Below are 11572 nucleotides of genomic sequence, written 5' to 3'. Positions count from 1 at the left end.
ATCTCAATCTCGAATTGGACTGACACTGGAGCGGCCAGTGTAGGTGGCCTACAGTATCCGATAAAATGATCTTTAATGAGTTGTCATGAGAAAATTAGATAATGAAACTGCCACCCCTGAACGCCCTGCCGGTCTTTGAAGCGGTTGCCCGGTTGAACAGCTTTTCCCGCGCTGCGGAAGAGTTGAACGTCAGTCAAAGTGCGGTCAGCCACCAGATCAAGGGTCTGGAGAGCTACCTGGGCGAGAAACTGTTCTTGCGGACCGGTCGCTACCTGGCCCTGACCGATGAAGGTCGGGTGTATCTGGAGGGTGTGGGGTCGGCCTTGTTGCAAATAGAGCGGGTCAGCGACCAGTTGTTGGGGCATGAGGAGGCCCGGTTGCGGTTGTCGGTGTTCAGTTCCTTTGCCGTGCGGTGGTTGGTGCCCCGGTTACCGGACTTGCAGCGGGCCCACTCTCAACTCGATCTGGTGCTGGAGATGACCAGCGAATCGCCGGTGTTGTCGGACCGGGTGGCGGACTGCTTCATCACCATCCACACCCGGCCGGCGTCCTTCAGTTTCGACCTGTTGTACAAGGAGCAGCTGTTTCCAGTGTGCAGCCGACAATACTGGCAGACCATCTGCCGTGAGCAGGGCCTTGTCGAGGACGCCGCGCCGGCACTCAGCCCGGCCCAAATTGCCCAGTACCCGCTGTTGTCGACTCATAGCATTTATGGCCGTCATACCGGTGACTGGCAGGAATGGTTCCGGGTGGTAAAGCAAGCGATACCGGCACAGGCCCGGGTGCACCATTTCAGCCACATGCTGCTGGCGCTGGAAGCGGCCCGGTTTCACCAGGGCATCACTCTGACCAATGATTACATGTTGAGCACCCGCAGTGACTCGGACGATTTTGTCCGAATTCCCTGCCATGCTGTGGTGACCGGGGACCAGTTCTATTTTGCCTACAAGACCTCCCGGCGCCGGGAACCGGGTATCCGGCTGTTGCGACGCTGGCTGATTGACCAGGCCATCAAGACGGGGTTGCGGCAAGAGCAGGACATGGTACTGCCCCCAAACGCATGAGGTGACGCGATGAATATCCCGCAAGTCCTCCAAGACTTGCTGTCGGCGCAGGGATTGCCCGCTTGCCAGTCGGTGACCGGGGTGTCCGGTGGCTGCATCAACGAGGCCTATCGGGCGCGGCTGGTCGACGGCCGTGAGTTGTTCGCCAAAACCCATGATGCACCGCCATTGGGCCTGTTTGCCGCCGAAGCGAACGGCCTCCAGGCCCTGGCCGATACCCAGACCGTTCGGGTGCCTTCGGTGTTGGGGGTGGGGGAGCATGGGCTGTTGCTGGAATGGCTGGCTGGATCGCCGGCACCGGATTACTGGCCGCGGTTTGGCCAGCAATTGGCCCAACTCCATCAGCACCGGGCCGGTCGGTTTGGCTTTGACAGCGACAATTATTGTGGGTTAACGCCTCAGCCCAACCCGCGCCTGGCCGACGGCTATGCCTTCTTTGCGACCGCCCGCCTGCAGCACCAGGGCGACCTGGCCCGCGCGAAGGGCCTGTTGGGACTTTCCGATAGCAAGCGCCTGGATCGCGTCAGCGAGCGTTTGCCCGAGTGGCTGCCGCCCCAGCCCGCCAGTCTGATTCATGGTGACTTGTGGGGCGGGAATGCTCACTGCGGCCCCCGGGGCGAACCGGTGTTGATTGATCCGGCGGTCCATTATGGCTGGCCTGAAGCCGAGCTTGCGATGACCACCCTGTTTGGCCGCTTTCCCGAGACATTCTATTCGGCCTACCTGGCCGGCAGCGAGGTCGAGCCGGACTGGGCCACGCGGGCCAGGTTGTACAACCTTTACCACCTGCTCAACCATTTGAACCTGTTTGGCCGTGGCTATCTGGGGTCGGTCCGGGCCGTCCTTCGACACTATGGGTCTAGCCACTAAACTATGGGTCTAGCCACTAAACTATGGTGATAACCACTAGACTGATCCCAGAGATGGGCGCGGTATTGCAACCGGAGGTGGGCCGTTATGACCCGGCATGAGCTGGCACGCTATCAGGCAACGTTACTCCAGTTACGCGCGGAGCTGGCCGAGTTAAGCCACAGTTCGGCCGATGCCGCCAAGCCGGTCGCACTGGACCAGGCCAGTGTCGGGCGGTTGTCGCGCATGGACGCGATGCAAGGGCAGGCCATGGCACAGGAGACCGAGCGCCGGCGCAAGCAACAGTGGCTCAAAATTGAAGGCGCGTTACGGCGCATTGAAGACAACGACTTCGGTGACTGTTTTAACTGCGGCGAAGCCATCGATCCGCGTCGGCTGGCGGTGGACCCCACCACCACCCGTTGCATCGACTGCGAACAAGCGACCTGACGCAATGGTAATCACCGACGACACGTCGGGATGTTAGGGTAATGCTCAAAGTGAACCACGAGGACAGACTTATGAAGATGTACGCACAAGTCATTCTGATGGCCGCCGCGCTGGTGGTGTCTGGCACCTCCTTGGCCAAACCGCCCCACAGTGACCAATTACCGCCGGGCCTGCAGAAAAACGTGGAACAAGGCAAACCGTTGCCACCGGGGTGGGAGAAAAAGCTGCATGAGGGCGATCGGATGGACGCCGACCTCTATTATCGGGGCCGGGTGCGTCCCATCGGTGACAACCGAGAAATAGTCGAGATAGAAGACCAGATCTTCACGGTTATCTCGGATACCCGCGAAATCATCGACATCATGAAGCGCTAGACGGCATCGCCGTGGCGGCTCAGGGCCGGGCCACGGCCTTGCGCTTACCGATCACCGATTCGGACATATCTTTGATTCCGTCGGGGTCAAAGGCGTCCACGCGAATCACGTCGTACAGGGCAGACAGGGCCTCCAGCAAGGGGGCTTTTTCATCCTCATTGATGATGTTTTCACTCAGTGCCCAATCCACTAATTCCTCGCGCTGGTGCCCCATCAGCAGGGCGATGGCGTCTAGCTCGTCCGGGTCCTTGTTGCGAATGGCTTCGTGCAGGCGGTCTCGGATCGGCCGCGTGCTGTTGGCTAGCCGGTAGGCATTGAGCACCCGGCCAACCGGGTCGTCCGGATCCTCACTGATATAGACACCTTTGACAATGCGATCCCGCACCGGCGTGTCTTTCACGATGGTAAGGGCGACCTGGGTACCGAGCGCGTCGTCAGGCTTGCGTAAGCCGGTCGCACCCAGCGGGAACACCAGCAGCCGCAGTGGCCAGCGCAGCACCTTGGCCGGGAAGTTGTCGATAGCACAGCGCATTTGCTCCTGCAGGTCGTGCAAGGACTGTTGCAGGCACCACTCGATTAGCGGACGCTGCGATTCCGGGTAACCGTCTTCGTGCCACTGCTTGATCACGGCTGAGCCGTAATACAAGTGCACCAGGCAGTCTGCCATCCGCCCGGACAGGCGTTGGCGGGCCTTCAGGCCGCCGCCAATAGTGAGCAGGGTGACGTCGGTCATCATGGCAAATGCCGCGGCAAACCGGCTGAACTGACGGTAATACCTGGCGATGTTGCCGCGCGTGGGGGCGGTTTGCAGGCGGCCAGCCGTGAGCCCGAGCACCAGCGCCCGCAGGCTGTTGCCCGTGGTGTGGGCGACGTGGCGATAATAGACCTGGTCAAACTTGGCCACGGCGGCATTTTGATCGTCCAGCCCGGCGGCCTTGATTTCCTCCACAATAAACGGGTGGCACCGAATGGCGCCCTGACCGAAGATCATCAGGCTGCGGGTGAGGATGTTCGCGCCTTCGACCGTAATGCCAATGGGAATGGCCTGATAGGCCCGGGCCATAAAGTTGCGGGGGCCGGAGATCACGCCGCGGCCGGCCACCACATCCATGGCGTGGTTGATTGCCTCCCGCATCAGGTCGGTGTTGCGATACTTCAGGACGGCAGAGGGCACGGATGGCCGACCTCCGCGGTCGAGCATGCCTGCGGTGAGCAAGCGTGCGGCATCCATCATGTAGGTGTAGCCGGCGATCGGCTCCAGGGCCTCCTGCACGCCTTCAAACTGGCTGATGGACCGACCGAACTGCTCCCGCACGCTGGCGTAGGAGCCGGTGACCAGGCTGGCCAGCTTGCCCGCCCCCGTGCCCAGTGCCGGCAGTGAAATGGAACGCCCGATGGAGAGGCATTCCAGCAACATGGTCCAGCCCTTGCCGAGCATTTCCTGGCCACCAATGACCTGATCCATGGGGATAAAGACGTCCTCGCCCCAGGTCGGCCCGTTCATGAAGACGGTATTCATGGGCAGGTGGCGGGCGCCGCTGTGGACGCCTTTGGTGTCGCTGGGAATGAGGACACAGGTAACGCCCACGTCTTCCTCACCCAGCAGGTTATCCGGATCGTACACTTTGATGGCGAGCCCGATCAGCGTCGCCACCGGCGCCAGGGTGATGTAGCGCTTGTTCCAGGTGACTTTCAGGCCCATCACCTCCTTGCCGTCCCACTCTCCCTTGCAGACGATGCCCTTATCGGGGATGGCACCGGCATCAGAGCCGGCAATGGGCGAGGTCAGCGCGAAACAGGGCACCTCCTCGCCGGTGCTCAGTCGCGGCAAGTAGTGATTTTTCTGCGCGTCGGTACCGTAATGCATGAGCAGCTCGCCCGGCCCGAGGGAATTGGGCACCATCACCGTCACCGCCGCCGAGATACTGCGAGTGGAAATTTTCATCACGATTTCAGAATGGGCCGTGGCGGAAAAGCCTTTGCCGCCGTCGGCTTTTGGAATGACCAGTCCGAAAAAACCCTGCTCTCGAATGAATGTCCAAACGTCGTCCGGTAGATCAAACAATTCATTGGTGATGTGCCAGTCATCGAGCATGCCGCACAGGGTATCGACGGGGCCATCGATAAACACGCGCTCTTCATCACTCAGACGTGCCGGTCTGGATGCCAGCAACCGATCCCAGTTGGGCCGACCTGAGAACAGCTCGCCGTCCCAGTCAACGCTGCCAGATTTGAGGGCTTCGGATTCGGTGTCGGATAAAACGGGCAATCGGGTCCTGACCCAGTTGAGCAGGGGACGGCTCACCATCTCCCGCCGGAACGCACTCGGGACAACCAGCAGTAGGCAGCCGGTAAGCGCGGCACCGCCGAACAGCACGCTGACCAGATGGCCGTCGTCCAAGTAAATGCCCGACAGAGTGGCAGCGGCTAGCACCACGACCGCGATCAGGCCACCAACACCAAGGTAAAGCAGAACCAGGGCACTTATTAACAACAACAGGACACTCATCGCATGACCTCCTTTTTAGGGTGCTATCTCAGCGTCCATCAAATCAGAAATCGATGCAAGCACCTCTTTTTACGGCTGCGAAAACAAAAAAGGACCGGACAAGTCCGGCCCTTTTGGCTTCAGATCACCGTGACATCGGAACCCTAACGGGTTTCGATGTTGCCATTCTCATCGGAAATGACGATCTCTACCCGGCGATTCTGCTGTCGCCCCGCGTTGGTGTCGTTGCTCGCCACGGGATAGGTTTCACCATAACCTTCAACCTCCACGCGGGTGCTGGAAATGCCGCGGTTCAGCAGCGCATCCCGGACCGACATGGCGCGACGCTTGGACAGTTCCAGGTTGTAGGCCTCGTCACCGGTACTGTCGGTATAACCTTCGACCCGCACGCGACGCTCTTTATACTCCTGCATGAATTCAGCCAGTCGTGCCACGGTCCGTTCTCCGGAGGCTTTCAAGTCGGCTTTGTTGAGATCGAACAACACATCGCCAAGCGTGAGCACCATGCCGCGTTCGGTCTTTTCGGCCTGAAGAGCGGCCATTTGTTCCCGGAGCGCTTCCGCCTCCAGGCGTGCCCGTTCGGCTTCACTGGTTTTCATTTGCAACATCAACTGCTTGCGGCGCTCCTCGGCGGAATCGATCTCCTCCTCCAATTCCGCGCGCGTGCCCTGCTGCTGGGCAATTTCCGCGTGTCGGTTGGCCAGATAAGCAACGTGCTCGACCTGGCTTACGTCGGCGCCTTCGGCCAGTAAGGCCTCGGCTCTTTCCAGCTCGGTCCTGGCGCTGCGGAGTTGGCTGGCGCCACTGCGGGCGACGTTGGGGTCCTGTTCAATTTTTTCATAGGCCATGCGGGCTTCATCGACCCTGGCATTTTGCTGGGGCGCGCTGGCACAGCCAACCATGAGTGCCGACAGCCCGACTGCGATGCTGGTGGACAGTGTACGACTTATCATAACAATCTCCTTAACCGGGCTTACTGTTGATCCATCTTGAGCTGCTTGCGTAGGTTCTCGATGGTGGTGTTGATTTCCGCAACCGCGCGCCTGGCCTTTTCGGTCTCCGAGCGCGCACCCGCGAGCTGGGCATCAACCGATGCTTGTTCCAGCAAACGCTCGGCCTCCCGGTACTGTTCCTGATTCATTAATTGCTGGGCATCGGCGAGTTTGTTCTTGGCCTGGTTCAGCAGCACCGGGTCGAACTGTCTGGCATCGGCGGCTTCGGCCTGTTTGATGTCGGACTCCGCGGATTGCAGCTGGCTGTCCGGTCGTGGCCCCGGTCCGGCGCAGGCCATCAACGAGACCGCCAGACCCAGAACGGTGAGCGGGCGTAGGATTGAGTAATTCGGCTTCATGGTTGAACTCCCTATTGTGTGGGTCACGGCAAACACTGCGCCGAACCCACGGAACGACGGCTGCGTCATCTCGTCAGCGCACAGCACCAAGAATTCGAAATGTTAAAAAATGTAAAAGCTAATAATAACTATAACAGTCACTTGGCCAGACAATATGAACAAGCGGCAACATACCCCCGCGCGATGGGGGTGTATGCGGTATTGCACCGAAGGGAGTCAGTCCAAATAATTGATATGTATTGATTATTTAAGAGGCTGGAGATAAAGAGATTGTCATGGCCGGGCTCGCAGAGGTCCGCTCTGCGAGCCGCTATTGGCGCTACGGCAGGGTTGGAAAATTGAGAATCAATCACCGATGGCGGGTCGGTTCAGCGATTGGCCTGGAATCGAAAATAGTGGCGATAGACTTCGCTCGCGGCTTCTATTTGTGGGTAGTGACCAATGCCCTCGAGCTCGCCGAGGTAGGCCAGTGGCAGGTCCAGTTCCTGATAGCGGGCAACCATGTGAGCGCCGGAAACCGGGTCCGCCGAGCCGTTGATTAACGCAATCGGGATGCTGGCGTGGCGAAGGGCGTCCACCCAGCGCTCTCGGTGCTGCTTCCGATCGTTCATGTAGGTGATCAGCTTGTGAAAAACCTGTTTGCCGTTGTCGTGGCAGATCAGCGCCCAGAAATCGGCCAGCTCTTCGGGCGCGGGCGCGGTGTTGGGGCCGAATACCCGTGTCATGGCGCGGTCAAAATGACGCTTGCTGGACAGCTTGTTAAACACGGCTCCGAGCGGGCTGAGCAGAATTTTCTGAGTCAGTAAGGCACGATGAGTCTCAGGAAACAGCCCACCGTTCAGAAAACACACCGATTGCCATTGACCGATGCCCTCGCCGTTGGTCTGGCGCGCGAGCAACTCCTGTGCCACGGTATCGCCGTAATCGTGAGCGAGCACATGAAAGCGTTTCAGGCCAAGTTGCTTGACCACACCTTCCACCAGATCGGCTTGTTCATGGATTGAATAACGGTGTTTTGCCGGCTTGTCGGAGTAGCCGAACCCGAGCATGTCCAGCGCCACCACCCGATAGGTTTTGCGCAGATCAGGCCATAGCTTGTGCCAGTCCCAGCTTGCGGTCGGGAAGCCGTGTATCAGCAGCAGTGTTTCCTGGTCAGCGTCGCCCTCATCCACCACGAACAGCCTAAAGCCGCAGATGTCGAGCCATTGACCTTTATCATGCCATTCATCGAGGCGCATTCGCTCTCCCTGCGTCGTTTATCGCGACACGTATCAATGCATTAACTTCAAATCATGCAAAAACATGAACTTGACGTCAAGTTTAGCTTTTGCTATTTATTTTTTACCATTTTCAGGTGCAGACCGATGAAATCAGCTCCGCAGCAGAAGCGTGCCATTCGCAAGCGCTCCGCCTTGTTAAACGCGGCGTTTCAGGAGTTCTCTGAACAGGGCTTTGAGGCGACCACGGCGAAGTCGATAGCCGCACGTGCCGGGGTGGCCACCGGCACTTTTTATCAACACTTTCATAACAAGGACGATGTCCTGCTGGAGATTACCCGGCAGCGATTCGCGACGTTGCATGATCATGTCCATGTGCCGGCAGCCAGCCTGCGGGTAGCTGGTGAACAACACCCGTGCCTTCGTGAGGTGTTTCGCGAGGCGCTTTCGTTTATCTACGACTTCCACCGTCAGGAATCCGGCTTTCATGAGGTGTTGGAATACCGGCGTCGGGTCGATACCGAATTGGCGGGCATTATTGAGAAAGGTGAGGCGGTGTTGATGGACCGGACCCGCGCGTTTGTGGGGCGGTATATCCAAGACGATATCGAAACCACGGCATTCTGTCTGTTCGCCATGGCCGAAGGCCTGGTCCACCGGCATGTGTTCCAGGGTCACCACGGGATCGAGCGGGATGCGTTAATCGAGCGCGGCGTCGATCTGCTGGCGGCGTATTTTGAGAACAGGATAGGCGGCAATCAAGCGCCGGACCGCTGATGGGGCAAACCGTATACCCCAAACGCTCGACTCATAATTCCAGGAGAGGCAGTGATGAGCAATGTGAAGTGGGATTACCTGATTCAGGGTGCCAAGGTCTTTGACGGCAGTGGCGCTGAGGCCCCGATGGTAGAAGACATTGCCGTTGCCGATGGCGTGATCGCAGCGCGGGGTGCCGGCCTGGACAGCCGGATGGCGCGGCAAGTGATCGATGGCAGCGAGCACTGGGCCATGCCGGGATTGTTCGATATCCACACCCATTTTGATCTGGAATTGGAGGTGGCGCCCGGGTTGCCGGAATCGGTGCGCCATGGCACCACCACGGTGGTGATCGCCAATTGTAGCCTGGGGCTTGCATTCGGTGCCCAGCGCAAGAACGGTGCGGACCCGATTGTGGACTGCTATGCCCGGGTTGAAAACATTCCCAAGTCGGTGTTGCGGGCCACCGCCGACAAGGTCGACTGGCAGACCCCCAAAGAGTACATCGGGCACCTCGACCGGTTGTCCCTTGGCCCTAATGTGGTGACCATGGTGCCGCACTCGATGTTGCGCATTGAAGTGATGGGCTTTGAGGCGAGCATCAGCCGGGACCCGACGGAGGCCGAATTGTGTGCCATGGAGCAGTTGCTGGAACAGGCACTGGACGACGGCTATGCCGGGTTTTCAACCGATGCGCTGCCGTTTCATTACCTGGCCAATCAACCCCACACCGACAAGACCATCCCGACCCAGTTCGCCAAGTACGGCGAAATCAAACGGCTCACCGAGGTGGTCCGCCGCAAGGGCGCGGTCTGGCAGGCGACGCCGCCGAAAGACAGCACCATCGGCACCATCAAAACCTTTCTGCTCAGTTGTGGCCGGCTGCATGGCAAGCCCTTGAAAACGACGGTGGTGGCCGCGCTCGACGTTCACAGCAACCGCAAAATTGTGCGCCTGGCGCGGCTGCTGGCCCGGGTACTGAATTCGCGCTGGCTGCAGGGCGATTTTCACCTGCAGGCCTTGTCGGCCCCGTTCAAGGTCTGGTCCGACGGCGCGGTCACACCGCTGTCGGAGGAAATTGCCGAGTTACGCCGCCTCAACGAGACTGAACTGGAAGACCGCGAAGGGCGCCTGAAGATTCTCAACGATCCGGACTACATTGAACGGTTCCGGACCATGTGGCTGACTGGCAAACAGGGGATCAACCTCGCCCGCCTGAAGCGACTGCTGCGGCTGGAGGACTACGCGTTTAATCGCTCCCTGGCCGACATGACCATCGATGTCTGCCCACTTAAAGCCTGGCAGGGCATGACGTTTGAGGCGGTGTTTCGGCGCGTTGTCTCGTTCAACAAGAGCACTTCGGAGGGCGTGGCCGGTCCCGAGGAGCAGACCATTATCGCTGCACACTTTGCCGACATTGAGGACGAAGCGGATTTTATGCTCGGCATGCTGCGGGCTTTCGATCTCGACCTGAGCTGGTTCACGGTATCGGCCAACCGGGACCCGGTCATGACCCGTAAGCTGCTGATGGACCCGCAACTGCTGCCGGGCTTCAACGACAGCGGTGCCCACCTGACCAACATGGCGTTTTACGATGGCAACCTGCGGGCGCTGCGCCTGGCATCGGATGGCGGCGACCGCGACGTGGCCTACATGGTCAAGCGCCTGACCCGCGACCCGGCACGGGTGTTCGGGGTGAAAGGTGGCAGCATGGATGTGGGCGATCCGGCCGACCTGATCCTGATCGACCCGTTCGAGCTGCGCCGGTTTGACCACGACAACAGCGTCCATCGCATCTACCGGGAGGAATTCCAATACCAGCAGTTGGTTAATCGAACCGATGGTCTGGTGCCACTGGTGATGATTGCCGGTCAACCAGTATGGCGCGGTAATCGGTTTGAAGCGCCGCTAGGCACAGAAAAACTGGGCCGGGTGCTGGCGACCACGTTTTGATCGGCGAGTCGGCCGCGTGGTCAGCTGGCGCCGCTTGAGAACAGCAGCCCCAACACGACCGGCATCACTACCAGGCTGCCCAGGTTCCCGATCAGCACCAGCGAGGCGACTTTGTGGGGTTCCTGCTGGTACTGCTCCGCCACCATGTAGTTGAGCACCGCCGGCGGCAGGGCGGCGAAGACCCAAAGCGCGGCCAGCTGCAGGCCCTGAAAATCGAGCAGGTACATCAGCGGCCAGGCCAGCAGCAGGCCACTGGCGGGGCAGGCGACGGCACCGAGCAGGCCGGTTTTCCAATCACTGAAATCCACATCCAGCATCCGCACACCCAGGGTGAACAGCATCAGCGGGATGCAGATGTCGCCCAGCATGCTCAAGGCTTCCATCAGCCAGACGGGTAAAGACAGACCGCTGACATTCACCGACAGCCCAGCGATGGTGGCAATGACCACCGGAATTTTCAGCAACCGCCAAACGGGTGTCTGGGGGTTCAGCATCTTGAGGCCGACCGAGAAATGCAGCAGCATTTCGACCACAAACAACACCACGGCCGCGGGCAGGGCCTCTTCGCCAAAGGCTAGTACCAGCAGGGGAATACCCATGTTGCCGGAGTTGTTGAACATCATCGGTGGCAGGAAGGTGCGCAAATCCAGTTTTAGCAGCCGTGCCAGTGGCCACAATAACAGTCCTGAGCCCAACACGATGACGGTACCGGCAAGGGCGAGCTCGGCGTAGTCCTGCAGCGGCGCCTGCCGATCGGCCAGCACCGCGAACACCAGCATGGGCACAAACAGCTCCATGTTGAGGGTGTTGATGCCCTTGATGTCGGGACTGCGAAAGCGGCCATACAGGCTGCCACAAGCGGTAATCAGGAACACCGGCAGCATGGTCGAAAGAATCTGGTTTATCATGGTTTTCCGATCCGGGTGAATGTGCGGACTGCAATGGACCGTCGGCGCCGGTCGTTAGCTTTGCAAGTATTGCCAGTGTGGGTAAGCCGCCCTTGATCGTCATTGCGACTTAAGTGGCATGGCGCAAATCCCGGTTATTCC

11 protein-coding genes are annotated in these 11572 nt (G+C 59.5%); 6 read left to right on the top strand and 5 right to left on the bottom strand.

All coding sequences use genetic code 11. The annotated features are described in order from the left end of the window. The first annotated feature begins 101 nt into the window (after window positions 1–101). The 4 genes from GRX64_RS10865 (at window position 102) to GRX64_RS10850 (ending at window position 2737) form a co-directional block, all read left to right on the top strand. On the top strand, window positions 102–1064 hold the full coding sequence (locus GRX64_RS10865) for a LysR family transcriptional regulator (protein ID WP_166267029.1): 963 nt from the start codon (window positions 102–104) through the stop codon (window positions 1062–1064). Between the two features lie 9 nt (window positions 1065–1073). Further along, window positions 1074–1934, top strand: coding sequence for a fructosamine kinase family protein (locus tag GRX64_RS10860; protein ID WP_166267027.1), 861 nt, complete (start codon window positions 1074–1076; stop codon window positions 1932–1934). Window positions 1935–2021: 87 nt separating this feature from the next. Then, window positions 2022–2363: a TraR/DksA family transcriptional regulator gene (locus GRX64_RS10855; RefSeq protein WP_166267025.1), complete on the top strand. Its 342-nt coding sequence runs from the start codon at window positions 2022–2024 to the stop codon at window positions 2361–2363. Window positions 2364–2434: 71 nt separating this feature from the next. Beyond that, window positions 2435–2737 carry a hypothetical protein gene (locus GRX64_RS10850; protein WP_207308775.1) on the top strand — a complete coding sequence of 101 codons (303 nt, stop codon included), beginning with the start codon at window positions 2435–2437 and terminating at the stop codon, window positions 2735–2737. Between the two features lie 19 nt (window positions 2738–2756). Here the strand turns inward: GRX64_RS10850 and GRX64_RS10845 are convergent, their stop codons facing one another. The 4 genes from GRX64_RS10845 to GRX64_RS10830 form a co-directional block, all read right to left on the bottom strand. Next, complete coding sequence (locus GRX64_RS10845; RefSeq protein ID WP_166267023.1) at window positions 2757–5246, bottom strand: acyl-CoA dehydrogenase; 2490 nt, start codon at window positions 5244–5246, stop codon at window positions 2757–2759. Window positions 5247–5389: 143 nt separating this feature from the next. After that, the gene (locus GRX64_RS10840; RefSeq protein WP_166267021.1) at window positions 5390–6199 is read right to left on the bottom strand and encodes an OmpA family protein; all 810 of its coding nucleotides are present in this window, start codon (window positions 6197–6199) and stop codon (window positions 5390–5392) included. A 20-nt stretch (window positions 6200–6219) separates the two neighbouring features. After that, the gene (locus GRX64_RS10835; protein WP_166267019.1) at window positions 6220–6597 is read right to left on the bottom strand and encodes a DUF4398 domain-containing protein; all 378 of its coding nucleotides are present in this window, start codon (window positions 6595–6597) and stop codon (window positions 6220–6222) included. A gap of 368 nt (window positions 6598–6965) precedes the next feature. Beyond that, entirely contained in the window at window positions 6966–7835 is an 870-nt protein-coding gene (locus GRX64_RS10830) for an alpha/beta fold hydrolase (protein ID WP_166267017.1), read from the bottom strand. 126 nt (window positions 7836–7961) lie between these two features. Here GRX64_RS10830 and GRX64_RS10825 point away from each other — a divergent pair, with 126 nt between their 5' ends. Both GRX64_RS10825 and GRX64_RS10820 read left to right on the top strand, forming a co-directional pair. Beyond that, complete coding sequence (locus GRX64_RS10825; RefSeq protein WP_166267015.1) at window positions 7962–8591, top strand: TetR/AcrR family transcriptional regulator; 630 nt, start codon at window positions 7962–7964, stop codon at window positions 8589–8591. Between the two features lie 54 nt (window positions 8592–8645). After that, window positions 8646–10523, top strand: coding sequence for an N-acyl-D-amino-acid deacylase family protein (locus GRX64_RS10820; RefSeq protein WP_166267013.1), 1878 nt, complete (start codon window positions 8646–8648; stop codon window positions 10521–10523). 20 nt (window positions 10524–10543) lie between these two features. Here the strand turns inward: GRX64_RS10820 and GRX64_RS10815 are convergent, their stop codons facing one another. Then, window positions 10544–11431, bottom strand: coding sequence for an AEC family transporter (locus GRX64_RS10815; protein WP_166267011.1), 888 nt, complete (start codon window positions 11429–11431; stop codon window positions 10544–10546). Between the last annotated feature and the right edge of the window lie 141 nt (window positions 11432–11572).

This window comes from Marinobacter caseinilyticus, assembly GCF_011074955.1.
In the GTDB taxonomy this organism is placed as follows: domain Bacteria; phylum Pseudomonadota; class Gammaproteobacteria; order Pseudomonadales; family Oleiphilaceae; genus Marinobacter; species Marinobacter caseinilyticus.
Note: the sequence above shows the minus strand (reverse complement) of the source record. Positions and strands in the feature narration are given on the sequence as shown.

Excerpts from the sequence above, each read along its gene's own strand:
- GRX64_RS10850 (WP_207308775.1), top strand. The coding sequence starts at position 2,435 with ATGAAGATGTACGCACAAGTCATTCTGATGGCCGCCGCGCTGGTGGTG.
- GRX64_RS10820 (WP_166267013.1), top strand. The coding sequence starts at position 8,646 with ATGAGCAATGTGAAGTGGGATTACCTGATTCAGGGTGCCAAGGTCTTT.
- GRX64_RS10860 (WP_166267027.1), top strand. The coding sequence starts at position 1,074 with ATGAATATCCCGCAAGTCCTCCAAGACTTGCTGTCGGCGCAGGGATTG.
- GRX64_RS10865 (WP_166267029.1), top strand. The coding sequence starts at position 102 with ATGAAACTGCCACCCCTGAACGCCCTGCCGGTCTTTGAAGCGGTTGCC.
- GRX64_RS10845 (WP_166267023.1), bottom strand. The coding sequence starts at position 5,246 with ATGAGTGTCCTGTTGTTGTTAATAAGTGCCCTGGTTCTGCTTTACCTT.
- GRX64_RS10840 (WP_166267021.1), bottom strand. The coding sequence starts at position 6,199 with ATGATAAGTCGTACACTGTCCACCAGCATCGCAGTCGGGCTGTCGGCA.
- GRX64_RS10835 (WP_166267019.1), bottom strand. The coding sequence starts at position 6,597 with ATGAAGCCGAATTACTCAATCCTACGCCCGCTCACCGTTCTGGGTCTG.
- GRX64_RS10815 (WP_166267011.1), bottom strand. The coding sequence starts at position 11,431 with ATGATAAACCAGATTCTTTCGACCATGCTGCCGGTGTTCCTGATTACC.
- GRX64_RS10830 (WP_166267017.1), bottom strand. The coding sequence starts at position 7,835 with ATGCGCCTCGATGAATGGCATGATAAAGGTCAATGGCTCGACATCTGC.
- GRX64_RS10825 (WP_166267015.1), top strand. The coding sequence starts at position 7,962 with ATGAAATCAGCTCCGCAGCAGAAGCGTGCCATTCGCAAGCGCTCCGCC.
- GRX64_RS10855 (WP_166267025.1), top strand. The coding sequence starts at position 2,022 with ATGACCCGGCATGAGCTGGCACGCTATCAGGCAACGTTACTCCAGTTA.